The sequence below is a fragment of the Serratia sp. NGAS9 genome (assembly GCF_009905295.1).
In the GTDB taxonomy this organism is placed as follows: Bacteria; Pseudomonadota; Gammaproteobacteria; order Enterobacterales; family Enterobacteriaceae; genus Serratia; species Serratia bockelmannii.
Window position 1 is genome coordinate 2,755,342 of record NZ_CP047605.1, and the last position, 25,119, is coordinate 2,780,460.

Annotated in this window: 24 protein-coding genes, 1 pseudogene and 1 other annotated feature; of the genes and pseudogenes, 14 read left to right on the forward strand and 11 right to left on the reverse strand. The window is 59.4% G+C overall.

Annotation, left to right across the window (positions count from 1 at the left end; translation table 11 throughout):
• Positions 1-43: 43 nt before the first annotated feature.
• Positions 44-1,090: a protease SohB gene (gene sohB / locus GUC32_RS13180; RefSeq protein ID WP_167324352.1), complete on the reverse strand. Its 1,047-nt coding sequence runs from the start codon at positions 1,088-1,090 to the stop codon at positions 44-46.
• Positions 1,091-1,449: 359 nt separating this feature from the next.
• Here sohB and GUC32_RS13185 point away from each other — a divergent pair, with 359 nt between their 5' ends.
• Both GUC32_RS13185 and cobO read left to right on the forward strand, forming a co-directional pair.
• Positions 1,450-2,211: a YciK family oxidoreductase gene (locus GUC32_RS13185; protein ID WP_197822943.1), complete on the forward strand. Its 762-nt coding sequence runs from the start codon at positions 1,450-1,452 to the stop codon at positions 2,209-2,211.
• A gap of 13 nt (positions 2,212-2,224) precedes the next feature.
• A complete protein-coding gene (cobO, locus tag GUC32_RS13190; RefSeq protein ID WP_025303041.1) occupies positions 2,225-2,815 on the forward strand; it encodes a cob(I)yrinic acid a,c-diamide adenosyltransferase in 591 nt (196 codons plus the stop codon).
• 38 nt (positions 2,816-2,853) lie between these two features.
• On the opposite strand, the gene rluB is transcribed toward cobO, so the two are convergent.
• The 5 genes from rluB to GUC32_RS13215 all read right to left on the reverse strand — a co-directional run bounded on the left by rluB (position 2,854) and on the right by GUC32_RS13215 (position 6,893).
• Positions 2,854-3,759, reverse strand: a complete 906-nt coding sequence (gene rluB / locus GUC32_RS13195; protein ID WP_025303042.1) for a 23S rRNA pseudouridine(2605) synthase RluB — start codon at positions 3,757-3,759, stop codon at positions 2,854-2,856.
• Positions 3,760-3,921: 162 nt separating this feature from the next.
• A complete protein-coding gene (locus tag GUC32_RS13200) occupies positions 3,922-4,719 on the reverse strand; it encodes an alpha/beta fold hydrolase (protein ID WP_089180982.1) in 798 nt (265 codons plus the stop codon).
• A 149-nt stretch (positions 4,720-4,868) separates the two neighbouring features.
• Complete coding sequence (locus tag GUC32_RS13205) at positions 4,869-5,228, reverse strand: Rap1a/Tai family immunity protein (RefSeq protein WP_025303044.1); 360 nt, start codon at positions 5,226-5,228, stop codon at positions 4,869-4,871.
• 115 nt (positions 5,229-5,343) lie between these two features.
• Entirely contained in the window at positions 5,344-5,964 is a 621-nt protein-coding gene (locus tag GUC32_RS13210) for an L-threonylcarbamoyladenylate synthase (RefSeq protein WP_025303045.1), read from the reverse strand.
• 47 nt (positions 5,965-6,011) lie between these two features.
• Positions 6,012-6,893 carry a PHP domain-containing protein gene (locus tag GUC32_RS13215; RefSeq protein ID WP_043142502.1) on the reverse strand — a complete coding sequence of 294 codons (882 nt, stop codon included), beginning with the start codon at positions 6,891-6,893 and terminating at the stop codon, positions 6,012-6,014.
• A 252-nt stretch (positions 6,894-7,145) separates the two neighbouring features.
• Positions 7,146-7,249, forward strand: a sequence feature (Trp leader region).
• Positions 7,250-7,273: 24 nt separating this feature from the next.
• Between GUC32_RS13215 and GUC32_RS13220 the strand changes: the two genes are divergently transcribed.
• From GUC32_RS13220 to GUC32_RS13245, 6 genes and pseudogenes are all read left to right on the forward strand, one after another.
• Positions 7,274-8,836 carry an anthranilate synthase component 1 gene (locus GUC32_RS13220; RefSeq protein ID WP_301480310.1) on the forward strand — a complete coding sequence of 521 codons (1,563 nt, stop codon included), beginning with the start codon at positions 7,274-7,276 and terminating at the stop codon, positions 8,834-8,836.
• Positions 8,836-10,432, forward strand: a pseudogene (trpD, locus tag GUC32_RS13225) (bifunctional anthranilate synthase glutamate amidotransferase component TrpG/anthranilate phosphoribosyltransferase TrpD). Before GUC32_RS13220 ends, trpD begins: the two are co-directional and overlap by 1 nt.
• Before the next feature lie 3 nt (positions 10,433-10,435).
• Complete coding sequence (gene trpCF / locus GUC32_RS13230; protein ID WP_099817284.1) at positions 10,436-11,797, forward strand: bifunctional indole-3-glycerol-phosphate synthase TrpC/phosphoribosylanthranilate isomerase TrpF; 1,362 nt, start codon at positions 10,436-10,438, stop codon at positions 11,795-11,797.
• Positions 11,798-11,838: 41 nt separating this feature from the next.
• Positions 11,839-13,029 carry a tryptophan synthase subunit beta gene (trpB, locus tag GUC32_RS13235; RefSeq protein WP_025303051.1) on the forward strand — a complete coding sequence of 397 codons (1,191 nt, stop codon included), beginning with the start codon at positions 11,839-11,841 and terminating at the stop codon, positions 13,027-13,029.
• On the forward strand, positions 13,029-13,835 hold the full coding sequence (trpA, locus tag GUC32_RS13240) for a tryptophan synthase subunit alpha (RefSeq protein ID WP_025303052.1): 807 nt from the start codon (positions 13,029-13,031) through the stop codon (positions 13,833-13,835). The genes trpB and trpA overlap by 1 nt, the downstream gene beginning before the upstream one ends.
• A gap of 217 nt (positions 13,836-14,052) precedes the next feature.
• A complete protein-coding gene (locus GUC32_RS13245) occupies positions 14,053-14,367 on the forward strand; it encodes a BON domain-containing protein (RefSeq protein WP_025303053.1) in 315 nt (104 codons plus the stop codon).
• A gap of 44 nt (positions 14,368-14,411) precedes the next feature.
• Here the strand turns inward: GUC32_RS13245 and ompW are convergent, their stop codons facing one another.
• Positions 14,412-15,044: an outer membrane protein OmpW gene (gene ompW, locus GUC32_RS13250; RefSeq protein WP_016927514.1), complete on the reverse strand. Its 633-nt coding sequence runs from the start codon at positions 15,042-15,044 to the stop codon at positions 14,412-14,414.
• Positions 15,045-15,330: 286 nt separating this feature from the next.
• Here ompW and GUC32_RS13255 point away from each other — a divergent pair, with 286 nt between their 5' ends.
• Both GUC32_RS13255 and GUC32_RS13260 read left to right on the forward strand, forming a co-directional pair.
• Positions 15,331-15,771: a YkgJ family cysteine cluster protein gene (locus GUC32_RS13255; RefSeq protein WP_025303054.1), complete on the forward strand. Its 441-nt coding sequence runs from the start codon at positions 15,331-15,333 to the stop codon at positions 15,769-15,771.
• Positions 15,772-15,805: 34 nt separating this feature from the next.
• Positions 15,806-16,558, forward strand: a complete 753-nt coding sequence (locus GUC32_RS13260) for a YciC family protein (RefSeq protein WP_016927513.1) — start codon at positions 15,806-15,808, stop codon at positions 16,556-16,558.
• Between the two features lie 52 nt (positions 16,559-16,610).
• Here GUC32_RS13260 and GUC32_RS13265 read toward each other — a convergent pair whose 3' ends face one another.
• Positions 16,611-18,314 carry a SulP family inorganic anion transporter gene (locus tag GUC32_RS13265; protein WP_346411598.1) on the reverse strand — a complete coding sequence of 568 codons (1,704 nt, stop codon included), beginning with the start codon at positions 18,312-18,314 and terminating at the stop codon, positions 16,611-16,613.
• A 222-nt stretch (positions 18,315-18,536) separates the two neighbouring features.
• On the opposite strand from GUC32_RS13265, the gene GUC32_RS13270 reads away from it, so the two are divergent.
• Positions 18,537-19,076 carry a septation protein A gene (locus tag GUC32_RS13270; RefSeq protein ID WP_193402299.1) on the forward strand — a complete coding sequence of 180 codons (540 nt, stop codon included), beginning with the start codon at positions 18,537-18,539 and terminating at the stop codon, positions 19,074-19,076.
• Between the two features lie 116 nt (positions 19,077-19,192).
• Positions 19,193-19,621 (forward strand): acyl-CoA thioester hydrolase YciA, encoded by a 429-nt coding sequence (yciA, locus tag GUC32_RS13275; protein WP_004932085.1) that lies wholly within the window; start codon positions 19,193-19,195, stop codon positions 19,619-19,621.
• Between the two features lie 68 nt (positions 19,622-19,689).
• Here yciA and tonB read toward each other — a convergent pair whose 3' ends face one another.
• Both tonB and GUC32_RS13285 read right to left on the reverse strand, forming a co-directional pair.
• Complete coding sequence (tonB, locus tag GUC32_RS13280) at positions 19,690-20,433, reverse strand: TonB system transport protein TonB (RefSeq protein WP_060447752.1); 744 nt, start codon at positions 20,431-20,433, stop codon at positions 19,690-19,692.
• A gap of 236 nt (positions 20,434-20,669) precedes the next feature.
• Positions 20,670-21,323 carry an epoxyqueuosine reductase QueH gene (locus GUC32_RS13285; protein WP_025303057.1) on the reverse strand — a complete coding sequence of 218 codons (654 nt, stop codon included), beginning with the start codon at positions 21,321-21,323 and terminating at the stop codon, positions 20,670-20,672.
• A gap of 175 nt (positions 21,324-21,498) precedes the next feature.
• Between GUC32_RS13285 and GUC32_RS13290 the strand changes: the two genes are divergently transcribed.
• Both GUC32_RS13290 and GUC32_RS13295 read left to right on the forward strand, forming a co-directional pair.
• Positions 21,499-21,795, forward strand: a complete 297-nt coding sequence (locus tag GUC32_RS13290; RefSeq protein ID WP_060433188.1) for a YciI family protein — start codon at positions 21,499-21,501, stop codon at positions 21,793-21,795.
• 462 nt (positions 21,796-22,257) lie between these two features.
• Positions 22,258-22,908: an amidohydrolase family protein gene (locus tag GUC32_RS13295; protein ID WP_369435269.1), complete on the forward strand. Its 651-nt coding sequence runs from the start codon at positions 22,258-22,260 to the stop codon at positions 22,906-22,908.
• Between the two features lie 209 nt (positions 22,909-23,117).
• Here the strand turns inward: GUC32_RS13295 and GUC32_RS13300 are convergent, their stop codons facing one another.
• A complete protein-coding gene (locus GUC32_RS13300) occupies positions 23,118-25,004 on the reverse strand; it encodes a hypothetical protein (protein WP_080433021.1) in 1,887 nt (628 codons plus the stop codon).
• Positions 25,005-25,119: the final 115 nt, after the last annotated feature.

Genomic DNA, 25,119 nt, shown 5'->3' on the forward strand with positions numbered 1-25,119 from the left:
AACGGGGGCACCTGGCCCCCGTTGATTCCTGCTCTCATCGCCGTTACAACAACGGCTTTTCCCCACGCTGCCACCAGCGCAACAGCAAACGATCGACGCTTTCCGCCGCGCTGCCGGTGAAGCGATCCATCAGGCGTTTGCGGCGCGCGTAGCGCACGGCGATCACTTCGTGGTTATCCAACTCGGCGATCAGCAAATCGTCGCTGGTGCCGATGGCGTCGATCAGCCCCTTTTCTTTGGCCTGAGAACCGAACCAGTGCTCACCGGTGGCGACGCTATCGATATCCAGCGACGGGCGCTGCTCATGCACGAAGCGCTTGAACAGCTCGTGGGTTTCGTTCAGATCTTCACGAAACTTCTCGCGCCCTTGCTCGGTGTTTTCACCGAACAGCGTCAGCGTGCGTTTGAACTGCCCGGCGGTGTGCAGCTCCACGTCGATGTCATTCTTTTTCAGCAGGCGGTGGAAGTTCGGGATCTGCGCCACCACGCCGATGGAACCGATGATGGCGAACGGTGCCGCCACGATGCGATCCGCGACGCAGGCCATCATGTAGCCGCCGCTGGCCGCCACTTTATCCACCGCTACCGTCAGGCGAATGCCGCCCTTGCGCAGGCGCTCCAACTGCGAGGCCGCCAGGCCATAGCCATGCACCACCCCGCCAGGGCTTTCCAGGCGCAGCAGGACTTCATCCTGCGCCGACGCCACCGCCAGCACCGCCGAGATCTCTTCACGCAACGACGTCACCTCGTGCGCGTCCATGCTGCCTTTGAAATCCAGCACATACAGGCACGGCTTGGCCACTTCCACCGCGCCGGACTTGGCGCGCTGCTTCTTCAATTTGTCATCAGATTTGGTCTGCTTCTTGAACTGTTTCAGCCAGACCTTCTGCTCGGCGGCATCCATGCGCGCCAGGCGCATATCGCGCTGCATCTCGCGATACTGTTCGCCGAGGTCGGTCAGCTGCAACTCCCCTTTTTGGCGGCTCTTGCGTTGCCCCAGGCTGACCGCCAATATGGCCAACGCGGCGATGGCGAGCACCACCGTGGCGACCTTGGCCAGAAACAGGCCATAAACAGATATAAACTCCACAGATTCCGCCTTTATTTACAGGTTGTTAGTATACTTCTTTCCATTCTAGCCAACCGCAGCGGCTGCTGTCGCGGCTAAATGAAAATTCATTGCGCACGGAGCATCACTATGGGGACGATTTACGGTCGAACCAAGCCGCCGCTGCCGCGCTTTTGTTACAAAAGAATGCCATTTCAGCCTGCTACGCATTGAAAATGCCCGCGGATTAAGGCATATAACACCCATTATTCATCAATACGATGAGACGGATTCGCTGCGCGGCCCGCAGACGGTCGAGCCTTTGCTCCCGCCCCGGCCGCGCGTTTCACCCTTGCTCCCAGATATTCGCGGGAGAACAGCCACCCAGGCGAGGATGTATCGTGCATTACCAACCCAAACAAGACCTGCTCGAACAACGTATCATTTTAGTTACCGGCGCCGGTGACGGCATCGGCCGTGAAGCGGCGCTGACCTACGCGCGCTTCGGTGCCCAACTGGTGCTGCTGGGCCGTACCGAGAGCAAACTGCTGGCGGTACAACAAGAAATTGCGGCCCAGGGCGGCGCCCCGGCCTTGGTAGTGACGCTGGACTTGCTGCACGCCACTCAGGAGCAATGCCGGCAGATAGCCGACGATCTGGCTAGCCAGATCCCCCGCCTTGACGGCGTGCTGCACAACGCCGGCCTGCTCGGCGACATCGCGCCGATGGCCGAGCTGTCGATAACCATGTGGCAAGAGGTGATGCAGGTTAACGTCAACGCCACCTTTATGCTGACTCAGGCGCTGCTGCCGCTGCTGCTGAAATCCCACGCCGGTTCGCTGGTGTTCACCAGCTCCAGCGTCGGGCGTACCGGCCGCGCAGACTGGGGTGCCTATGCGGTGTCGAAGTTCGCCACCGAGGGCATGATGCAGGTATTGGCCGACGAGTACAAAACTCGCAATTTGCGGGTGAACTGCATCAATCCGGGTGGCACCCGCACCAAAATGCGCGCATCCGCCTTCCCACACGAAGACAAGAACAAACTGAAGACCCCCGCCGATATCATGCCGTTGTACCTGTATCTGATGGGCGAGGACAGCCGCCGCAAAACTGGCATGAGCTTCGACGCGCAGCCGAATCGTAAACCCGGCGCGGCCGAATAATAAGGAGCGTTTCATGGCGGAAGATCGTCATCAACAGCGCCAGCAGCGCCTGAAAGAACAGGTTGATGCGCGCATCGCCGCGGCGCAGGATACTCGCGGCCTGCTGCTGGTGTTTACCGGTAACGGCAAGGGTAAAACCACCGCCGCCTTCGGCACCGTCACCCGGGCGGTTGGCCACGGCATGCGCGCCGGGGTGATCCAGTTCATCAAGGGCGAATGGCCCAATGGCGAAAAGAATCTGCTACAGCAACACGGCGTTGAATTTCAGGTAATGGCCACCGGTTTCACCTGGGAGACGCAGAACAAGGCCGGCGACACCGCCGCCTGCCAGGCGGTGTGGCAGCACGGTAAACGCATGCTGGCCGACAGCAGCCTGGACCTGGTGCTGCTGGACGAAGTGACCTACATGCTGACCTACGGCTATCTGGAACTGGACGAGTTGAAGGAAGCGCTCCTACGGCGCCCTGTGCACCAAACGGTGATCCTGACCGGGCGCGGTTGCCATCGCGATCTATTGGAACTGGCTGATACGGTCACGGAGATGCGACCGGTGAAACACGCGTTCGACGCAGGCGTGAAGGCGCAACAAGGGATCGATTGGTAACAAAAAGTTCTGGCCCCGAACGGGGCCAGAATGAGGGATTAGCTGCGTTTGCTTGGCTTGCCCGGTTTACCCGGTTTGCTGCCAGGCGCGCTGCGGCGGCCGCTGCCGGCTACCTGCGAGTGGCGCTTGACCGCACGGCGGATCTGGTTAGCCTTCACGCGGCGGCGCTCACGCTCCACCGGCATTTTGCTGACCGTTTCCGGCTTCAGTTCCACCAGCTCGCGCAGGTAGTTGATCGCCGGCAGGTCCAGTTCGGCCCAGCCGCCGCGCGGCAGGCCTTTCGGCAGATCGATGTCGCCGTAACGCACGCGGATCAGGCGGCTCACCTGCACGCCCACCGCTTCCCACAGGCGACGCACTTCACGGTTGCGGCCTTCGGTCAGGGTCACGTTGTACCACTGGTTGAGGCCTTCACCGCCCTGGAAGCTGATAGTGCGGAAGGCGGCCGGGCCGTCTTCCAATTGCACGCCCTTGCTCAGCTGCTTCACTTTCGCATCGTCAACCTGGCCGAACACGCGTACCGCGTACTCACGTTCCACTTCACGGCTTGGATGCATCAGACGGTTGGCCAGTTCGCCATCGGTGGTGAACAGCAGCAGACCGGAGGTGTTGACGTCCAGTCGCCCTACCGCCACCCAGCGTGAACCGCGCAGCTTCGGCAAGCGATCGAACACCGTCGGGCGGCCTTCAGGATCGCTGCGGGTACACAGCTCGCCTTCCGGTTTGTAGTAAGCCAGCACCCGGCAAACCACCTCTTCGGATTCTTTGATCGACAGGACATGGCCATCCAGACGAATTTTCATCGCCGGGGTCACTTCAACGCGGTCGCCCAGCTTGGCGACCTTGCCGTCGACGCTGACGCGCCCGGCTTCAATCATGGTTTCGATTTCACGACGCGAGCCATGCCCGGCGCGCGCTAATACTTTCTGTAACTTTTCGCTCATTGAGCAACCTCTAATGTCGCCTTCACAGGCGTCGGGGGGATACCGTCGTGGCCAACAGCCACGACGGTCATAATACGTTTATCAGGATCGAACCGTGTATTATACAGGCTTTCTAAGGTGTTGAAACCCACTTTATCGGCGGTGCCCCCCTTCAGACGGCGTTCACGGCGCCAAAAAATCCTCCACAGCCCACAGCACCGAGTCAGGCCGTTCCAGAATGCCGAGGTGAGTACGGGCCTCCCCGAGACGCACCACGGAGAAAAACGGCTGCTCGGCGGCAAAGGCCTGCTGTTGCCGCAGATAGTCGTCACGGCGATCCAACGAGTAGATGTGCCGGCACGGCGGCGGTGCGCTCATTCCCGCCAGGCGTTGCAGCGGTGAGCCGAATTGCCGATAGGCCTGTTCGATGGCCACGCCGGCGGCACGCCAGAGCCGGTAATCTTCCTGCGCCATCTCAACCTCCAGATGGCGTTTGACCCGATCGTGGCGGATGCCGCCCTGCCAGAAGTCGAACAAGGCGTCGCGCGCCGCCAGCCACTGCTGCGGCTCCTGCATGCGCCTCACCGCCGTAAAGAACGCCGGTTCCGGCTGCGTCATGATCCAGTCGAGAAACACCATGCCCTGCACCCTCTGCGGCAACGCTTCAGCCAACGCTACCGCCAGCCAGCTGGCGTGCGCCACCGACAGGGTGACCACGTTATCCAAACGCAGCGCCGTCAGCAGTTGGCGCACATCCTCCAGCAAATCGTCCGCCGTCAGCGACATCTCCGCGGCTTTCGACGACAGGCCATGGCCCCGCCAGTCGATGCTGATCACCCGATAACGTTCGGCCGCCAAAGCAATGAACGGCTCGAACACGGTTTTCGGTTCGCACCAGCCGGGCAACAGCACCAGCGTGAGCGGCCCTGAGCCGATATCCTGATAGTCGAGCATCATGTTGGCACTGTGAAATGCGGTCATATTACCTCCTGCGCGTCTCTCCCCGACCCGTTCGGGAAATACCGACGGGAATAAGGTGACAGCGCAGCAGGCATTGATCTATTGAAGTTCGTGCGGAATGCGCCCCGAGCGCACCTTAAGAAAAAATGCGCACTAATTGGAACGGGAACTTAATGGCGCACGCAGGGATAGGCAGCGCTTAATGCCAGCATGATCACCGACGGAGCGGAATAATGCAGTTGCTCTGGGTGCTCGTTCAAATACTTCATCACCGCGTCGGCGGCGACGCCGATGCTCATCCCGGCAGCCGGACAGATATTGCGATTGCCCTGCATAGAATAGGTATCGAATACGCCGGCGACGTATCCCATAAACATGCCACCATTCAGCGCTTCGGCCACGGTGGCTTCACCGCTTTTATTTTTTACGTAACCGCCGGATTCCGCCAGCAAACCGCTGCCTGAATAAAAACCCGCATTTGCCATTGAGGAAAATAATAAGGCCGCTAAAAAAGAAACCTGTTTAATCATTGCTGCGCATCCTGCCCATTATCAATTCTGAAGTAATCAAGAATAGCGGCTTTCACGCGAAATAGCCTCGCTTCAGCCGATTTTCAGACAATGGGCAAGGTGGCAACCTTTTACATCAGCGGAAAGGCGCCGCGTCGCCCGCCCCTTCGCGCACCACTTCCGGCGTGGATTCGGTCAGATCGATAACCGTAGTCGGCTGTTGGCCGAGGAAGCCGCCGTGGATCACCAGATCGACCACCTTGCCCAAATGATCGCTGATCTCTTCCGGATCGGACTCAGCAAAATCATTGCCCGGCAGCATCAGGGTGGTGGACATCATCGGTTCGTTCAACGCCTCCAATAGCGCCAGCGCGATCGGGTTTGAGGGCACGCGCAGGCCGATAGTTTTACGCTTTTCATTCATCAGGCGGCGCGGCACTTCTTTGGTCGCCTTCAGAATGAACGTGTAGTGGCCCGGCGTATTGTTTTTGATCAGGCGGAAGGCCGTGTTATCGACGTGCGCATAGGTCGATAATTCGGACAGATCGCGGCACATCAGGGTAAAGTTGTGGTTGCCGTCCAGTTGACGGATGCGGCAAATGCGCTCCATCGCCGCCTTCTCTTCCAGCATGCAACCCAACGCATAGCCGGAATCGGTGGGATAAACGATCACTCCGCCCTTGCGTAGCACGTCGACCGCCTGGTTAATCAAACGCGGTTGCGGGTTGTCCGGATGAATATAAAAAAGCTGACTCATGACTTGCTCCTAAAATGATGCCCGCGCGCGTTGCCACGCGCGTAAAATCAGACCGCCTGGCCCGGTTGCGGCCAATCGCGCCACACTGGCTCGACACCGCCCGGCAGCCACAGCTTGCGCCCCAGTTCGATCCACGAACAAGGTTGATGGAAATCAGAGCCTTGCGAGGCCAACAGGTGGTAGTCCTGCGCGTATTTCGCCAGCTGCGCGCGCTCATGCGGCGCCTGCTGACACTGCGCCACTTCCATGGCGTCGCCGCCGTGTTCGGCGAAATGCGCCAGTAAACGTTTCAACCACTTCGCGGTCAGATCGTAACGGCCGGGATGCGCCATCACCGCCTGACCGCCCGATTGATGAATCGCATCAATGGCTTGTTCTATTGTACACCACTGCGGCGGCACGTAGCCGGTTTTGCCCTTGGCCAAGTATTTCTTGAACACCTGCGCCATGTTGTTCGCCACGCCAAGCTCCACCAGGTAACGGGCGAAATGGCCGCGGGTGACCGCGCCGGCGCCCGCCAGCCGTTGCGCGCCGGCATAGGCGTCAGGGATCCGCGCTTTACCCAGGCGCACGCCAATCTCCTGCGCCCGCCAGTTGCGGCGTTCGGTTTGTTCCGCCAACAGTGCCACCAGCGCCGGATGCGTGACGTCCATGCCCAACCCAACGATATGAATTTCATGATTTTCCCACAGCGTCGAGATTTCAACCCCGTTGACCAACCGCAACGGCAACGCCTGCTCCGCAATGGCCGTGGCGGCCTCGGCCAATCCGGCGGTGGTATCGTGATCGGTGATCGCCAGCACGCCTACACGCATCTCGACCGCCCGCAGTACCAGCTGCGTCGGCGTCAGATAACCGTCGGAGGCGGTCGTGTGGCTGTGGAGATCGTACAGAGTAAAAGCGGTGGATGGGGGGTTACTGTCTGTCAAAACGGCTATCCGGCAATGGCTTGGTTTTCTATCATACCCGCGATCGACGGCCGGACGGAAATCTATTCTGCCCTGGCCGCAGGCGCCAGGCGGATGATGAATAGAATTCACGCTGGCCGCTAAAACATTGTGCAAAAAGAGGGTTGACTTTGCCGCCACGAACCAGTTAACTAGTACACAAGTTCACGGCAACGGCCGTGTCAGATGAGCGTTAACAGAGAGAGTCGGCAAATGAACAACTATATTTCTCTTCACGGTTGGTGGCGTACCTCCCTCTTGCGGGCGGTGTAATCGCGCATAGCTGTCATCTGACAATGCAGATTTCCTGAGCCCGCACTTGATGCGGGCTTTTTTATGGACAGAATTCACTGGAACCACCGATGATGAACACCAAACCACAACTGACATTGCTGAAGGCGCAAGCCAGCTACCGGGGCGACCCCACCACCCTTTTCCACCAGCTGTGCGGCGCCCGTCCGGCCACCCTGCTGCTGGAGTCGGCGGAAATCAACAGCAAACAGAATCTGCAGAGCCTGCTGGTGATCGACAGCGCGCTGCGCATTACCGCACTGGGCCACACCGTCAGCGTGCAGGCACTGACCGCCAACGGCGCGGCGCTGCTGCCGCTGCTGGACGAAGCGCTGCCGCCTGAGGTACGCAACCAGGCACGCCCCAACGGCCGCGAGCTGACCTTCCCGGCGATCGACGCGGTGCAGGACGAAGATGCCCGCCTGCGCTCACTGTCGGTGTTCGACGCGCTGCGCACGCTGCTGACCCTGGTGGACTCACCGGCGGACGAGCGCGAAGCCGTGATGCTGGGCGGCCTGTTCGCCTACGATTTGGTCGCCGGTTTCGAAGACCTGCCGGCACTGCGCCAGGATCAGCGCTGCCCGGACTTCTGCTTCTATCTGGCGGAAACGCTGTTGGTGCTTGATCACCAACGCGGTACGGCCCGTCTGCAGGCCAGCGTCTTCAGTGAACAAGCGAGTGAAGCGCAGCGTTTGCAGCAACGTCTGGAACAACTTCAGGCCGAGTTGCAACAAACCCCGCAACCGATCCCGCACCAAACGCTGGAAAACATGCAGCTGAGCTGTAACCAGAGCGACGAAGAGTACGGCGCGGTGGTCAGCGAGCTGCAGGAAGCGATCCGCCAGGGCGAGATTTTCCAGGTGGTGCCGTCGCGCCGCTTCTCCCTGCCTTGCCCGGCGCCGCTGGCGGCCTACCAGACCTTGAAAGACAACAACCCCAGCCCGTACATGTTCTTCATGCAGGATGATGACTTCACCCTGTTCGGCGCTTCGCCGGAGAGCGCGCTGAAATACGACGCGGGCAATCGCCAAATCGAAATCTACCCGATCGCCGGCACTCGCCCACGCGGCCGCCGTGCCGACGGTTCGCTGGATCTGGATCTCGACAGCCGCATTGAGCTGGAAATGCGCACCGACCACAAAGAGCTGGCCGAGCACCTGATGCTGGTCGATCTGGCGCGCAACGATCTGGCACGCATCTGCCAGGCCGGCAGCCGCTACGTGGCCGACCTGACCAAGGTGGATCGCTATTCGTTCGTCATGCACCTGGTTTCCCGCGTGGTGGGCACCCTGCGCGCCGATCTCGACGTGCTGCACGCCTACCAGGCCTGCATGAACATGGGCACCCTCAGCGGCGCGCCGAAAGTGCGGGCGATGCAGCTGATCGCCGCCTCAGAAGGCACGCGCCGCGGCAGCTACGGCGGCGCGGTGGGCTACTTCACCGCCACCGGCGATCTGGATACCTGCATCGTCATTCGCTCTGCCTACGTTGAAGACGGCATCGCCACCGTGCAGGCCGGCGCCGGCGTGGTACTGGACTCCATCCCGCAGGCGGAAGCCGACGAAACCCGTAATAAAGCCCGTGCCGTGCTGCGCGCCATCGCCACTGCGCACCATGCCAAGGAGGTGTTCTGATGGCCGATATCCTGTTGCTCGACAACGTCGACTCCTTTACTTACAACCTGGTCGATCAGCTGCGCGCCAGCGGCCACCAGGTGGTGATTTACCGTAACCAGATCGCCGCCGAGGTGATCATCGAACGCCTGGAGCACATGACCCAGCCGGTGCTGATGCTGTCGCCGGGCCCCGGCACGCCGTCCGAAGCGGGCTGCATGCCGGAACTGCTGCAGCGCCTGTGCGGCCGGCTGCCGATCATCGGCATCTGCCTCGGCCACCAGGCGATCGTCGAAGCCTACGGCGGCCAGGTCGGCCAGGCGGGTGAGATCCTGCACGGTAAAGCCTCGGCGATCGTTCACGATGGCGAAGGCATGTTCGCCGGCATGGCCAACCCGCTGCCGGTGGCGCGCTACCACTCGCTGGTCGGCAGCAACATCCCGGCCGATCTCACCGTCAACGCCCATTTCGGCGAGATGGTGATGGCGGTGCGCGACGACCACCGCCGCGTGTGCGGCTTCCAGTTCCACCCGGAATCGATTCTGACCACCCATGGCGCGCGCCTGCTTGAGCAGACCCTCGCCTGGGCGCTGGCGAAGTAATATAAGGAACACGACGATGCAACCTATTCTTGAGAAACTGTACCGCGCCGAGTCGATGAGCCAGCAGGAAAGCCAACAGCTGTTCAGCGCTATCGTGCGCGGCGAACTGGAACCGAGCCAACTGGCGGCCGCGCTGATCAGCATGAAAGTCCGCGGCGAGCGCCCGGAAGAGATCGCCGGCGCCGCCAAAGCGCTGCTGGACGACGCTCAGCCGTTCCCGCGCCCGGATTATCTGTTCGCCGATATCGTCGGCACCGGCGGCGACGGCACCAACAGCATCAATATTTCCACCGCCAGCGCCTTTGTGGCGGCGGCGTGCGGCGCGAAAATCGCCAAACACGGCAACCGCAGCGTCTCCAGCCGTTCCGGCTCTTCGGATCTGCTGGCGGCGTTCGGCATCCGTCTGGATCTGCCGGCGGAAGAAGCGCGCAAAGCGCTGGACGACCTCGGCGTGTGCTTCCTGTTCGCGCCGCAGTACCACACCGGTTTTCGCCACGCCATGCCGGTGCGCCAGCAGCTGAAAACCCGCACGCTGTTCAACGTGCTGGGCCCGCTGATTAACCCGGCGCGTCCGCCGCTGGCGCTGATCGGCGTATACAGCCCGGAACTGGTGCTGCCGATTGCCGAAACCCTGCGCGTGCTGGGTTATCAACGTGCGGCGGTGGTTCACGGTGGCGGCATGGACGAGGTGGCGATCCACGCCCCGACGCACGTAGCGGAATTGAACAACGGCGAAATCAGCAGCTACCAGCTCACGCCGCAGTCCTTCGGATTGGAAACCTATCCGCTGGAAGCCTTGCTGGGCGGCACGCCGGAAGAAAACCGTGACATTTTGGCGCGGCTGTTACAAGGTAAAGGCGAGCCGGCGCACGCCGCGGCGGTCGCGGCCAACGTCGCGTTGCTTCTGAAGTTATTCGGACATGAAGACCTGCGCCAAAATGCGCGGCAGGCACTGGATATGATCAACAGCGGGCAGGCCTATGAGCGTGTCATCGCACTGGCGGCAAGAGGATAAATGATGCAGGAAACCGTGCTACACAAGATTGTCCGCGACAAAGCGCAATGGATCGCGGCGCGACAACAGCAACAGCCCCTGGCCGGCTTTCAGAATGACATCGTACCGAGCGAACGCAGCTTCTACCACGCGCTGCAGGGCACCCGTACGGCTTTCATTCTCGAATGCAAGAAGGCCTCGCCTTCCAAGGGGCTGATTCGCGAGAGCTTTGATCCGGTGGAGATCGCCACGGTCTATAAAGATTTCGCCTCGGCGATCTCGGTGCTGACCGACGAGAAATACTTCCAGGGCAGCTTCGATTTCCTGCCGCTGGTCAGTAAGACCGTCAGCCAGCCGGTATTGTGCAAAGACTTTATCGTCGACCCGTATCAGATTTACCTGGCGCGCTACTATCAGGCCGACGCCATTCTGCTGATGCTGTCGGTGTTGACCGACGAGCAGTACCGCCAGCTGGCCGCGGTGGCCCACAGCCTCAATATGGGCGTGCTGACCGAAGTGATCAGTGAAGAAGAGCTGCAGCGGGCGATCGCGCTGGAAGCGCGCGTGGTCGGCATCAATAACCGCGATCTGCGCGATCTGAGCATCGACCTGAACCGCACCCGTGAGCTGGCGCCGCGCGTGCCGCATGGCGTAACGGTGATCAGCGAGTCGGGCATCAACAACTACGGGCAGATCCGCGAGCTGAGCCATTACGCCAACGGCTTTCTGATCGGCAGCGCGCTGATGTCTGAACCCGATCTGCGCGCCGCCGTGCGCCGCGTGATCCTGGGCGACAACAAAGTGTGCGGCCTGACCCGCCCACAGGACGCCGCCGCCGCGTATCAGGCGGGCGCCATCTACGGCGGGCTGATTTTCGTCGGCCGCTCCCCGCGCTACGTGGATATCACCCGCGCCCGCGAAGTGATTTCCGGCGCGCCGCTGAAGTACGTCGGCGTATTCTGCGACGCCCAGGTCGAGACCGTGGCGTTGACCGTTGAGCGCCTCGGTCTGCACGCGGTGCAATTACACGGCGCGGAAGACCAGGCTTATATCAGCGCCCTGCGCGCCCGTTTGCCGGCCGATTGCCGCATCTGGAAAGCGCTGAGCGTGAAAGATCGGGTGCCGGCGCGCGATTTGCAGTATGTCGATCGCTACCTGCTCGACAACGGTGCCGGTGGCACCGGCCAACGCTTCGACTGGTCGGTATTGCAAGACGAAGATCTGACTAACGTGATGCTGGCGGGCGGCCTGCGCGCCGACAACTGCGTCGAAGCGGCCAAGCTCGGCTGCGCCGGGCTGGACTTCAACTCCGGCGTGGAAAGCGAACCGGGCATCAAAGATCCCGCGCGCCTGGCCTCGGTCTTCCAGACCCTGCGCGCCTACTGAATACGGCTCAACATTAATAACGGATAATAACGGGAACTCTCATGACGCTGCTTAACCCCTACTTCGGCGAATTTGGTGGCCAGTATGTGCCGCAAATTCTGATGCCGGCCCTGAAACAACTGGAAGAAGCCTTTGTCAGCGCTCAGCGCGATCCGGCGTTTCAGGCGGAATTCATCGATCTGCTAAAGAACTACGCAGGCCGCCCGACGGCGCTGACGCTGTGCAAAAACCTCACCGCCGGCAGCAACACCAAGCTTTATCTGAAGCGTGAAGACCTGCTGCACGGCGGCGCACACAAGACCAACCAGGTGCTGGGCCAGGCGTTGCTGGCCAAGCGCATGGGCAAAACCGAGATCATCGCGGAAACCGGCGCAGGCCAACACGGCGTCGCGTCGGCGCTGGCCTGCGCGCTGCTCGGCCTGAAATGCCGCATCTATATGGGCGCCAAAGACGTCGAGCGCCAGTCGCCGAACGTGTTCCGCATGCGGCTGATGGGCGCGGAAGTGATCCCGGTGCACAGCGGCTCCGCCACCCTGAAAGACGCCTGCAACGAAGCGTTGCGCGACTGGTCCGGCAGCTATGAAACCGCGCACTATATGCTCGGCACCGCCGCCGGCCCGCACCCGTACCCCACCATCGTGCGTGAATTCCAGCGCATGATCGGCGAAGAAACCAAAGCGCAGGTGCTGGAGCGCGAAGGCCGCCTGCCGGATGCGGTCATCGCCTGCGTCGGCGGCGGCTCCAACGCCATCGGCATGTTCGCCGATTTTATCGATGACGCCGACGTTGGGCTTATCGGCGTGGAACCTGCCGGCCTGGGTATCGAAACCGGTCAGCACGGCGCGCCGCTCAAGCACGGCCACGTCGGCATCTACTTCGGCATGAAGGCGCCGATGATGCAGACCGACGAAGGCCAGATTGAAGAGTCCTATTCGATTTCCGCCGGGCTGGACTTCCCATCCGTCGGGCCGCAGCACGCCTACCTGAACAGCACTGGCCGCGCCGAATACGTGTCGATCACCGACGACGAAGCGCTGGAAGCCTTCAAGGCGCTGTCGCGCCATGAAGGCATTATCCCGGCGCTGGAATCCTCACACGCCCTGGCGCACGCGCTGAGAATGATCCGTGAAACGCCGCAGAAAGAGCAAATCTTGGTGGTCAACCTGTCCGGCCGCGGCGACAAAGACATATTTACCGTTCACGACATTTTGAAAGCTCGGGGAGAAATCTGATGGAACGTTATCAGCAACTGTTCACGCGTCTGGAAAGCAGCAAGGAAGGCGCCTTCGTCCCGTTCGTGACGTTAGGCGATCCCAATCCGACGCTATCGCTGCAGATTATCGACACCCTGATCGAAGCCGGTGCGGACGCGCTGGAGTTGGGCATCCCCTTCTCCGATCCGCTGGCGGATGGCCCCACTATCCAGAGCGCGACGCTGCGCGCTTTCGCCGCCGGCGTCACGCCGACCCAGTGCTTCGAGATGCTGGCGGCCATCCGCCAGAAGCACCCGACCATTCCCATTGGGCTGCTGATGTACGCCAATCTGGTGTTCCATAAAGGCATCGATGCGTTTTACCAACGCTGCGCCGAAGTGGGCGTGGATTCGGTGCTGGTCGCCGACGTGCCGTTTGAAGAGTCTGCGCCGTTCCGCGCCGCGGCCATTCGCCACGGTATCGCACCGATCTTCATCTGCCCGCCGAACGCCGATGACGATCTGCTGCGTGAAATCGCGTCGCACGGCCGCGGCTACACCTACCTGCTGTCGCGCGCCGGCGTCACCGGCACCGAAAGCCGAGCGCAGCTGCCGTTGCATCACCTGGTGAACAAGCTGCGCGAGTATCACGCCGCGCCGCCGCTGCAGGGCTTCGGCATCTCCGAACCCGAGCAGGTGAAGGCGGCGCTGCAGGCCGGGGCCGCCGGCGCGATCTCCGGCTCGGCAATCGTCAAAATCATCGAACAGCACCATGCCAACCCGGCGGAGATGCTGACTAAGCTGGCGGCCTTTGTCAGCAATATGAAGCGCGCCACCCGGGCGTGATCCTCTTTAGCGAGCGCCCTGCCGGCGCTCGCTTTAACAGCTTGTTTCCCCTCAAAGTTTGTTCCATTTATTTACAGCAAAAATTTGAACAAAACCCAGTCTTGTCTCACAATGAACTTTGTTCGCTATGCATTTCTTCGTTTGATTTGGGGAATGCGCTCGCTGCGGCGAAAAACCGTAGCGAATTTCAACCATAACATTGCATGGAGAGTAATTTATGAAGCTGTTTAAAACCCTTTCGGCCTTGTGCATGGCAGCCGTTGTGGCGGTCGCGGTGAGCGCTTGCGCGCCGACGGCAAAATCAGAGGGAACAGGCGGTTATATCGATGACACCGTGGTCACCACCAAAGTGAAATCGGCGTTGCTGGCGGATAAAAACATCAAGTCACGCGAGATTAGCGTGGAAACCTTTAAAGGGCGCGTACAGCTGAGCGGCTTCGTGACGTCCAGCGATGACGCCAACCGTGCGGTGCAGGTCACACGCGGCGTAGCCGGCGTGAAATCTGTTGAAAACGTGATGCAGATTAAATAATACCGACACAGGGAGGCGCAACGCCTCCCTGCTTGAAGCCTTCATCAGAAGCGGTAACCCGCCCCGAACATGAACACCCACGGATCCAGACGCGTATCGAAGCTATGGTGCCCACCATTCGCATCGTTGAAGCGAGTTTTGGTTTCGATGTTCATCCACCACACCGACATGTTCAGCATCCAGTGCTCATCCAGGTTGTAATCCAGGCCGGCCTGCGCCGCCACGCCCCAGGAATCTTTCAGATCGAGGTCGCTCAACCCGGCGCTTTTGCCGTAGTCGTTGAACTTCTCGTCGAAGAAGGTGGTGTAGTTAACGCCGACGCCCAGGTAAGGACGCAGTTTGTCCTGCTTGTCGCCGAAGTAGTATTGCGCCATCAGCGTAGGCGGCAGTTGGTGAACAGTCGCCAGATCGGTACCGCCCAGCGTCACCTTGTGGCGGAATGGCGTTGCGGCCAACAACTCAACGCCGATGTTGTCCGTCACCATGTAACCGAAGGTCAGACCGAGCTGGGTGTTGTTTTTCGCATCCAGCGAGCCCAACCCCAGTACGTTGTCTGAACCTGCATTTGGACGCACGGTCGCGGTTCCCGCGCGGAACAGGAAATCACCGGCCTGATGCGCACTTGCCAACATAGGCGCCATCATCGTCGCCAATACCATCAGAGTTGTCTTTTTCATTATCCATTCCATTTGTGTGGTTAATCGCTCGAGGGGGAATATACCTACTTTCGGGTATTTGTGATCCCATCGAGATCACATCTTATGTGTAAAAATTTAAAATCCCACTAAAAACAAGGTTACCTAACCGTCTAATAAATCAAGGATTGATCTGCATCAAAAAAACGATTTTGTTGCAAATTATCTACATGTTCAAATTTCAGTTGCGGAGAAAAATGCGGCTGAGGTAATTTCATTTTCCGTGTTGGTTTTGGTTGGTGCCGTGAGGAGTCGGCGGGCAATCAAGATGAGCGAAATCCTTAATCCCTGTGTCAGCTGCGGCGCATGCTGCGGTTATTTTCGAGTGTCATTCTATTGGGCCGAAGCCGAAGACGGCGGCGGCACCGTCCCCCTTTCCCTGACGGAGCCTTTGAGCCCGTTCCTGCGCTGCATGCAGGGGACCAACAGCAAGTCCCCCCGCTGCACCGCGCTGGACGGCGAGATCGGCAAAGCCGTGTCCTGCTCGATCTACCTCAATCGACCCAGCCCGTGCAGAGAGTTCGATCAGTCCGGTGAAAACGGCCTGCGTAACGAAGCCTGCGATCGCGCCCGGGAACGCTACGGCCTGCCCCCCTTGCCGGTGCCCTTGCCGCTATCGCTGCCTGAGACGACGATCGTTGAAGAAATAGGCGTAGTGCAATTCGCGGGGTGCCACAGCGGCGTGGAACAGGGTACAATCACCCACTGATTTATCTCTGTTTTCCCGACGCCAAGGAGTCTGCATGCCTATCACGGCCAACGCTTTGTACCGTGACAGTTTTAACTTTTTACGCAATCAACTGGCCAGCATCCTGATGCTGGCGCTGTTGACGGCGTTTATCTCCGTGCTGCTGAATCAGGCCTTCAGCCCCGATGCCGAACAGTTGGCGACGCTCGCTGCCACCACCAGCGATTTCGCTTCCTCTACCGGCATGGGCATTCAGGAAGTGATCCAGCAGATGACGCCGGAACAGCAGATGGTGTTGCTGAAAGTGTCGGCGGCCGCCACCTTCTCCGCGCTGGTCGGCAACGTGCTGCTGGTCGGCGGGATGCTGACGCTGATCCGTCTGGTGTCGCAAGGGCAACGCACCAGCGCCCTGCGCGCGCTCGGCGCTTCGGCGCCCGATCTGCCGCGCCTGTTGTTGCTGCTGTTTATCTGCACCCTGCTGATCCAACTTGGCCTGACGCTGTTTGTGGTGCCGGGCGTGCTGATGGCTATCGCCTTCGCACTGGCGCCGGTGATCGCCTCCGTCGACAAAAAAGGCGTCTTCGCTTCGCTCAAGCTGAGCAGCAAATTAGCCTTCGCCAATGCGCGCGTGCTGGTGCCGGCGATGATGCTGTGGCTGGCGGCCAAGCTGCTGGTGCTGTTTTTGGTGAGCCATCTGTCGGTACTGACGCCGAACGTCGCCAGCGTGGTACTGACCGCGTTGAGCAACCTGGTGTCTGCTCTGCTGCTGATCTACCTGTTCCGTCTGTACATGCTGCTGCGCGGCTAACGCCGGCGCAAGCAAAAACCAAGGGGCACGCTTCGGCGCGCCCCTTTTTTGTTTACCCCACCACGGCGGCTTCCGCCTGCTCCTTACTCTGAATCAGTTTCAGGGCCAGATACAGGTCCGGCACCAAAATCAGCTCTTTGTCGCGCCCTAAGCGGTTGATGCGGAACCAACGCGTCAGCTCGGTGCGGCGCCCCGCCAGCACCAGCCTTACGTTACGCTGTAACAGGTCGCGTTTCAGTTCGTCGATGGCCGCCAGCACGCTGATATCGGCGTGGGTGAAACTGGCCACCGCATCCACCACCACCCAACGTGGCTGGAACGGCGTGCCGTCGACCAAATTGAGAATACGGCGTTTGAAATACGCCACGTTGAAATAGGTCAGCGGCGAATTGAAGCGATACATCATGACGCCAGGCACCGCCTTCACCCCATTGTTATTGCCCATGGAATGGATCATGCCTTCGTCGTTGACGCCCAGCAGCTGTTCCGTCGGCCGGAAGACGGTGCGCAGAAACTGCATCAGCCCCAGCAACACCGCCAGCCCAATGCCGCTGATCACTCCCACCAGCAGCACGCTGAGGAAGGTAAACAGCGCCAGGCGGAACGCCTGCGCGTTGCGACGGCGCAAGATCCAGATGCCGCGGATGTCCAGCAGCGACCAGGCCGCATACATCAGCACCACGCCCAACCCGGCCACCGGAATAAACTGCAGCGGCGCCATCAGGAACAGCAAGACAAAGGCAATGACCACGGCGGCGATGATCGACACCAGTTGGCTCTTGCCGCCGTTGGCATCATTCACCGCGGTGCGCGAATCCGCGCCGCTGATGGCGAAACCTTGCGACAGCGCAGAGACGATATTCACCAGCCCCAGCGCGCGAAACTCGGCGTCGGCGTTCACCTCATAACCGTTTTTGGCGGCGAAGCTGCGGGCGGTGAGCATCATGCTGACAAAACTCACCACCGCCAGGTTAAGCGCCGGGATCACCATGTCGCGCAGCAAACCGGGCTGGAAGTCCGGCCACTGGACGATCGGCAGCACGCCGCTGAAACCGCCCACCGTCACCACGCCATGCTGCTGCAGGCCGCCCGCCCAGGTCACGAACGCCGCCAGCACGATAGCGAACAGCGGCGCCGGCCAGTTAGGCCGCCATTTTTTAAATCCGAGCAGCGTCACCAGCGTCAGCAACGACACCGCCATCGTCAGCCAGTCGCTGTGCAGCAGGTTACCGGGCAGCGCGTAGATGCGCTCGATCAGCTGTGCCGGGCGCATCGTAAACCCCAACACCTTGCCGATCTGATCGACAATAATGGTGATCGCCACCCCGTTCAGCAGCCCACTGAGGATCGGCCGCGACAGCAAATCCGCCAGCGCCCCCAGCTTGAACCGGCTGGCCAGCAGGCACCAGCCGCCCATCATGGCGGTCATCATAATGGTCAGTTGCCAATGGCGTTCCATATTGCCCGCTGCCAGCGGCGTCACCACTGCGGCGATCACCGCGCAGGTGGCAGCGTCGGGCCCGACGATCAGCTGGCGCGACGAGCCGAACAGCGCGTAGGCCATCATCGGCAAGATACAGGAGTAGAGCCCCACCACCGGGCTGACCCCGGCCAGTTCGGCGTAGGCGATGGCCACCGGGAGGGCGACGGCGGCGACGGAAAGGCCGGCGCGAATATCCGGCTTGAGCCAACTGCGTTGATAGCCCAATAAATGCGTCAAACCAGGCGTCAGGGCCTGGAGAGATTTCCACTGCATGCTTGTTTTCCGCGGTAAATTATCTGGTTATTATGACACTTACTATGCGGCCTGCGGCCCGCGCTGGCAATGTACCGGCACTTTCTTGCGTAAGTTTATGCAAATTCCTGCTTTCGCGGCAGAAATCCGCCGACCAAACGCCGATAATCGGCAACGCCTGGCGGTACACAGAGCTCGCCGAATCCGGTATAGTCGGCCGATGAACAGATGATGGATTGATTTATGAAGCAGTTTCTTGATTTCCTCCCGCTAATTGTCTTTTTCGCTTTTTATAAGCTGTACGACATTTACGTTGCTTCCGGCGCGTTAATTGTCGCCACCGCGCTGGCGCTGGTGTTCACCTGGGTGAAATACCGCAAGGTCGAGAAGATGACGTTGCTCACCTTCCTGATGGTGCTGGTATTCGGCACCCTGACGCTGGTGTTCCACAACGATTTGTTCATCAAATGGAAGGTCACGGTGATTTACGCGCTGTTCGCGCTGGCGCTGCTGATCAGCCAATGGGTGCTCAAAAAACCGCTGGTTCAGCGCATGCTGGGTAAAGAGCTGACGCTGCCGGACAAAGTGTGGAGCAACCTTAACCTAGCCTGGGCGATCTTCTTCCTGGCCTGCGGCCTGGCGAACATCTATGTCGCCTTCTGGCTGCCGCAAAGCGTCTGGGTCAATTTCAAAGTCTTTGGCCTGACGGTACTGACGCTGGTCTTCACCCTCCTCAGCGGTATCTATATTTACCGGCACATGCCGGAAGAACAGAAAAAATAGTTACAAATACCGGCACGTACCGGCAGAAGAAACAAAATAGTTACAAAATTGTTAATGCCTGCGGCATTTGCCGCGGGCAGTATGATGTTATCCCTTCCTTTTAAAAGCAGACTGCTATGACACAACAACGACCTTTACCCAGCGGCGAGCTGGTGCTGCGCACGCTGGCGATGCCGGCCGATACCAATGCCAACGGCGATATTTTCGGCGGCTGGCTGATGTCGCAAATGGACATCGGCGGCGCCATCCAGGCAAAAGAGATCGCCGAGGGGCGCGTGGTGACGGTGCGCGTAGACGGCATGACCTTCCTGAAACCGGTGGCGGTAGGCGACGTGGTTTGCTGCTATGCGCACTGTATCCGCACCGGGCGCAGCTCGATCACCATTAATATCGAAGTGTGGGTAAAGAAAGTTTCTTCCGCCCCGATCGGCCAGCGTTACCGGGCGACCGAAGCGGTGTTCACCTATGTGGCGGTCGATGCGGAAGGCAACTCGCGCGCGCTGCCTGAGGGCAAAATGAATTTCCGCGTCGGTTTCGAAGAATAAACTGACGCTACACCGCAAATGCAAAAAGGGTCGCCGAGGCGACCCTTTCTTTTTGGTGTTGACCGACCTCAGTTCAATTCGGTCGTGCCGTTCAGCTTGAAGCGGATTGTGACGGTGCGATCTTTCGCTTCTTTGGCTTCATAACGCCATTTACGCATCGCCTGCTTCACTTCACGCTCAAACATGTTGCGCGGTTCGGCCGACAAGATACGCACGTTGCTGACGCGCCCGTCGCTGTCGATATCGAACTGTACCCGCACGTTGCCTTCGATCTGCAAAGCCTGAGCCCGCGGCGGATAGAGCGGATTGGCGCGGCTGATCGGCCTTGGCCCGACCTCGCGCGAATTGCCCTGCACCGGCGCGGCAGGCGCCTGTTTCACCGGCGCTTTGTCGATCGGCTTGGCCGGGGAATCGTTGTCGAACGGCGACGGTTCGCGCGGCTCGACTTTTTTCGGCTCCGGTTTAACCTGTTTTTCGACCTTTGGCTTCGGCTTAGGTTTTGGTTTCGGCTTGACCGGCTCCGGCTTCACGATCGCCTTCGGCGGCGGCTCCACAATAGGTTCCGGTTCTGGCTCCGGCTCAGGTTCGACCTGCGGCGGCTCCGGCTCGGCCGGCGCCGGCGGAGGCGGTTCGGCCATCGCGGCGGTATTGACCATCATGACGCTGATCGGCGCGTCCTCTGGCTTCGGCAGCTCCACTACTTCGTTTACCGAAGCGTAAAGCAATCCCGCCACCAGGGCGCTGTGCAGGCCTACGGACAAGACGAAAGGCACGGATATACGGCGATTAAGGAACATCTTTTTTAGCGGCATAATGATTCTGTTTCCTCTGGTTCGCCAAGTTTAAATGCAAATAGCAATCATATTCAATAACGAAAGGCAAACTATCGCTTTAATCGTCAGTATGCGCGGCTAAAACCAGCAAACTCATAAGGATATTAACCTGGCCGTTGCTTTTTTACCGCCGGGGCGACACGCTTCATTAACGTTTGGCCAGGCGTCAAAAAGTAAAAAACCCGCCGGAGCGGGTTAATTGCGGTGAGTCAGCGCTATTCTTCATCACCATAGTAAAGCACGCCCAGTTTGATCAGCGGTCGCCCTTGCGCCTTACGGTGCAGGTTGGTGTCGCGCAGCGAATAGACGCAGCCGCAGTATTCCTGCTGATAGAAGCGTTCGCGCTTGCTGATCTCTATCATGCGCGACGAACCGCCCTTCTTGCGCCAGTTGTAATCCCAGTACACCAGATCGGGATACTTTTCCGCCGCCCGGATGCCGCAGTCGGTGATCTGCTGCATATTCTTCCAGCGCGAGATACCCAGCGAGCTGGAGATAGTGTCATAACCATGCTCATGCGCATACAGCGCCGTGCGCTCGAAACGCATGTCGAAACACATGGTGCAGCGGATACCGCGCTCCGGCTCATTCTCCATCCCCTTGGCGCGGGCGAACCAGTTGTCGGTGTCGTAATCGGCATCGATAATCGGCACCCCGTGCTGCTCGGCGAAACGGATGTTCTCTTCCTTGCGCAGCAGATACTCTTTTTGCGGGTGAATGTTGGGGTTATAGAAGAAAATGGCGTACTCGATCCCGGACGCCTGGATCGCTTCCATCACTTCGCCGGAACAGGGCGCGCAGCAAGAGTGCAGCAGCAGTTTACTTTTGCCCGCCGGCAAATCGAGTTTTTCCCTTACCAGTTCCGTCATGTCCTCACCTCAATGGCATATCAGTTTAAGCGCGCCGCACTATACGAATAAAAAGTAGCGGCTTCAAGGCATAAGCGCCAATCCGCGGGGAAATTCGCCGCGTACCGTTCCCCTGCCGTGCCTTTTGCGCTACCTTGGTAGCACCGTTTTATAGCCATGATTTTAAAGGTGAAACATGCTTTATCTGATCTACGCGCAAGACGTCCCCAACTCGCTGGAAAACCGTCTGGCGGTGCGCCCGGCACACCTGGCGCGCCTGCAGGCGCTGCGCGACGCCGGCCGCCTGGTGGTCGCCGGCCCTAACCCGGCCATCGACAGCAACGATCCCGGCGCCGCCGGCTTTACCGGTTCAACGGTGATCGCCGAATTCGCCTCGCTGGCACAAGCCCAGGCCTGGGCGCAGCAGGATCCCTATATCGCCGCCGGCGTCTATGCCGACGTGACGGTGAAGCCGTTCAAACAGGTGTTCTGACCTGCTGCGCGCTGCCTGATCGGGAACGGAGCACCGTTCCCGGATCAATGCGTGCTCTCACCCTAACCCGTCGGTAGAAAAAATGCTCTCTCGCCAGGGGACATAACGCCGCCTGCCTATACTCTCCTGAACCAGCGGCATCGCCGCGAACTCTGGAGATCGACCGATGCGACTCGACGTACACGCTCACCTGTGGAGCACGGAGTATCTGGATCTTTTGCAAGCGCATGGCGTACACGACGTTGCCGCCTATCGGCACCTGGGCGCCGGCCGCACCGAACGCGAACTCGACGCGCGTTTCGCCCTGCTGGACAACGCCGGCATCGACATGCAAATCCTGTCTGCGACGCCGCTGTCGCCGCATCTGGAAGACGAACAGGCCGCCGTAGAGGCCGCGCGCCGGATCAATGATGAATATGCGGAGCTGGTAGCGCGTTATCCCACTCGCTTCCGGGCTATCCTTTGCCGCTGCCGCATATCGACGCTGCGTTACGCGAGCTTGAAAGGGCCTTTACCCAGCTCGATATGCTGGGCGCCTGCATTACCACCTCAGTGCTCGGGCTGTCTATCGCCAATCCGCTGTTCGAGCCGCTCTATCAGGAACTCAATCGCCGCCGCAGCGTGCTGGCCATTCATCCCGCCGGCCGCGGCGCGCACTCGCCGCTCATCGCCGATTACGCCTTGACCTGGTCGATCGGCGCGCCGATCGAAGACACGGTCGCCGCCATGCACTTTATCCTCAACGGCATCCCCCAACGCTTTCCTGAGATGAAAATCATTGTGCCGCACCTGGGCGGCCTGCTGCCGATGACGCTGGAACGTCTCGATCAAACCGTCGCGTGGGAGGCGCCGAACACGCCGGAACCGCCAAGCCGCGCCGCCCTGCGCATGTGGTACGACACGGTAGGCCACGATCAGGTGCCCGCACTGCAAGCGGCAGCAGCGACGTTCGGCGCAGAGCAGCTGTTGTTCGGCACCGATTTCCCGTTTCAGCCGGGCGAACTGTTTCAAACCACGGTGGACTACATCCGGCGCGCGGGATTGCCGGAGGAAGACGTGAACGCCATTTTGGATCGCAATGCGGCTGCGCTGTTTGGGCTGGGTGCGGACTGAAGATCCGTCCTCATTCAGTAACGGGCAAGAGACTCCATTCCGGCCCCCGGATTTCGGTTAGCCCAAGTGGGTTTTATGCGGTTCTTTCACGTTGTGCTTCACGCAGGCCAGCGACAGCCGCGCAAAACGCTGCGTCCTCAATGTCGCACACCCCTCGTAATAACGGGATGTGCGACATGTCGTGAACCGGTCAATGTTGGGAAACTGCGTCAGACCTGTCGCAGGTAAACGTCCGTAATACGCAGGTCAAAGTTGCTTTTCATTTCGGTGACGTCAATAAGCAAGAAAGCGTGCGTAGCCCAGTCCGGCGCTCGCTCGAAGGCGGGAGGCTGTGTCGGATAGCCCTGCATTTGGCCTGGGATGATAACGCTCTTCAGATCAGATTCATTGCCGCTAAATTGATAGGTGTAAACGTGACCGGTTTGCTGCTTGAGAATTTGGGGTTCAACGTCTTGTTGCGGACCATATTCGCGCAGTTTCGCCCATAGGATTTTGACCTGGCAGCGTTGCCCATCACCCGCGTAAGTGTTGGCGCGAACATGGTGAATAACGCTGCCGTAGCCTTTCAGGCTGAGGGTTCCCAGCACCGCCTGGAACAGGCCATTACCAGCGGCCGCGTTGCGACCCAATGAAACGAAATCGGCCTGGCGGATAAGGCTGAAATTGGTGCTGTTAGTCGTCCCCCACCCGTAGCGAGATTTGCGTACCGTATTAACGCCTCCCGGCGGCAGAACCCAAACTTCCTCAGTCCATTTGTCGCTACCGTTGCTATACGTCGTGCCATCCAGCCAATTGTCCTGTACGGCGGTATCGGTTCGCACCTGAGTTAACAGATAAGGCCAGGCGATAGGCAATTGCGTATTACGCAAAGAGACAGAACCCGTGCCATCAATCCAACCACTGACGTTGGTGTCACCACCTTGTTGCATCTGACCGATATTGACTTTATCAAATACCACTCGCGCCAAATCACCCACATAGAATGGGTTAGAGGTTGTCGGATAGGCCGTTGGGCTACCGCCGGCTTTGAAGGTAAACAGACCGCCGATAATGTTGACCTTGCAACGTTTAGCATCAGGAATGTTCAGGATGTAATTTTGTGGGCCATAGCCTTCAACGTGACAATCGCGGAAAATATGCTGCCCACCCTCGATATGCATATACTTTCCGACATGGCTGGAGGAGGTTTGCGGCCCGTTCTTACCGTAAATGTAATCAAAGGAACAGTTTAAGAAATAGCTGTAGCCCCCCTGTAATTTCACACCGCAATTGCTCTGAGCGAAAATGCAGCTGTGGAAATTCATCTCTTCACCGGAATTGGAAGTATTGTCGGGGAAGTAATAGCAAATGTCGCAGTGATTGAAACTAAAGCCATACATACGCAGGAAGTAGAAATCGGTAGTGCCGGTTATGCCATAGGCAAAACCTTCGATCCCACCGCCGATAAAGGTCAGCGAATTGCGGCCATAGCTTGCCGAGAGCGAAGTAGAAAACGTCATGCCATCGACAAATGAATTGGCGCCAGGGCCAATCATACGCAAATTTTTCACGCTGAGATTGCCCTGGGTATAACCGGCGTTGTTTTGCCATTGAATCGCGACTTTACGGTCGGTGGCGTTGCCCTGTGTCATGGCGCTAAAATCCAGCAAGGCGCCGGAGAAATCGTAATCGACGGTTTTCAAATCCAGCTTCAGCGTTTCCGTACATTTAAATTGCCCGCTCCCGAACTGCAGATTCCCGTTTTTCAATACGCGTGAACCGCTGGATACAGCCTGCGAACTGGCATAATCGTGAGCGGCTTGAATGGCAGCGGCATCCTCTGAAATACCGTCACCTTTCGCGCCGAACATATAAGGCGACACCGTGCCGGCAACGTCCAGGACGCGCACCCACAACCAAGCGGCGTTGGGGCGGATGAACATCCCGCCATCATCCATCGGTGTCGATTGTGCTTTGGCGACGAAGATACCGCCGCCGATGGGTTGACGATTGCCGGCATTCCAATCGCCGTAGTATGCGGTCACGGCGATCAATTCGCCGACTGCGCCAGGAAGAGTGTTTCGTAACGTAGCGATATCAGGGCAGGTATTCATCATATTATCCTCACAGAGTCACTGTATTTATATACAGCCATATAACTCTATGAACGAATGAACCGTGCATCAATAGCGGGAGTGTTGTTCTGTTGCCCACCGAACATACCGGTCTATT

What these genes read in the sequence shown, in the direction of transcription:
- cobO (WP_025303041.1), top strand. Translation starts at nt 2,225, where the DNA reads ATGGCGGAAGATCGTCATCAACAGCGCCAGCAGCGCCTGAAAGAACAG.
- rluB (WP_025303042.1), bottom strand. Translation starts at nt 3,759, where the DNA reads ATGAGCGAAAAGTTACAGAAAGTATTAGCGCGCGCCGGGCATGGCTCG.
- GUC32_RS13200 (WP_089180982.1), bottom strand. Translation starts at nt 4,719, where the DNA reads ATGACCGCATTTCACAGTGCCAACATGATGCTCGACTATCAGGATATC.
- GUC32_RS13205 (WP_025303044.1), bottom strand. Translation starts at nt 5,228, where the DNA reads ATGATTAAACAGGTTTCTTTTTTAGCGGCCTTATTATTTTCCTCAATG.
- GUC32_RS13210 (WP_025303045.1), bottom strand. Translation starts at nt 5,964, where the DNA reads ATGAGTCAGCTTTTTTATATTCATCCGGACAACCCGCAACCGCGTTTG.
- GUC32_RS13220 (WP_301480310.1), top strand. Translation starts at nt 7,274, where the DNA reads ATGATGAACACCAAACCACAACTGACATTGCTGAAGGCGCAAGCCAGC.
- trpCF (WP_099817284.1), top strand. Translation starts at nt 10,436, where the DNA reads ATGCAGGAAACCGTGCTACACAAGATTGTCCGCGACAAAGCGCAATGG.
- trpB (WP_025303051.1), top strand. Translation starts at nt 11,839, where the DNA reads ATGACGCTGCTTAACCCCTACTTCGGCGAATTTGGTGGCCAGTATGTG.
- trpA (WP_025303052.1), top strand. Translation starts at nt 13,029, where the DNA reads ATGGAACGTTATCAGCAACTGTTCACGCGTCTGGAAAGCAGCAAGGAA.
- GUC32_RS13245 (WP_025303053.1), top strand. Translation starts at nt 14,053, where the DNA reads ATGAAGCTGTTTAAAACCCTTTCGGCCTTGTGCATGGCAGCCGTTGTG.
- ompW (WP_016927514.1), bottom strand. Translation starts at nt 15,044, where the DNA reads ATGAAAAAGACAACTCTGATGGTATTGGCGACGATGATGGCGCCTATG.
- GUC32_RS13255 (WP_025303054.1), top strand. Translation starts at nt 15,331, where the DNA reads ATGAGCGAAATCCTTAATCCCTGTGTCAGCTGCGGCGCATGCTGCGGT.
- GUC32_RS13260 (WP_016927513.1), top strand. Translation starts at nt 15,806, where the DNA reads ATGCCTATCACGGCCAACGCTTTGTACCGTGACAGTTTTAACTTTTTA.
- GUC32_RS13265 (WP_346411598.1), bottom strand. Translation starts at nt 18,314, where the DNA reads ATGCAGTGGAAATCTCTCCAGGCCCTGACGCCTGGTTTGACGCATTTA.
- GUC32_RS13270 (WP_193402299.1), top strand. Translation starts at nt 18,537, where the DNA reads ATGAAGCAGTTTCTTGATTTCCTCCCGCTAATTGTCTTTTTCGCTTTT.
- yciA (WP_004932085.1), top strand. Translation starts at nt 19,193, where the DNA reads ATGACACAACAACGACCTTTACCCAGCGGCGAGCTGGTGCTGCGCACG.
- tonB (WP_060447752.1), bottom strand. Translation starts at nt 20,433, where the DNA reads ATGCCGCTAAAAAAGATGTTCCTTAATCGCCGTATATCCGTGCCTTTC.
- GUC32_RS13285 (WP_025303057.1), bottom strand. Translation starts at nt 21,323, where the DNA reads ATGACGGAACTGGTAAGGGAAAAACTCGATTTGCCGGCGGGCAAAAGT.
- GUC32_RS13290 (WP_060433188.1), top strand. Translation starts at nt 21,499, where the DNA reads ATGCTTTATCTGATCTACGCGCAAGACGTCCCCAACTCGCTGGAAAAC.
- GUC32_RS13300 (WP_080433021.1), bottom strand. Translation starts at nt 25,004, where the DNA reads ATGATGAATACCTGCCCTGATATCGCTACGTTACGAAACACTCTTCCT.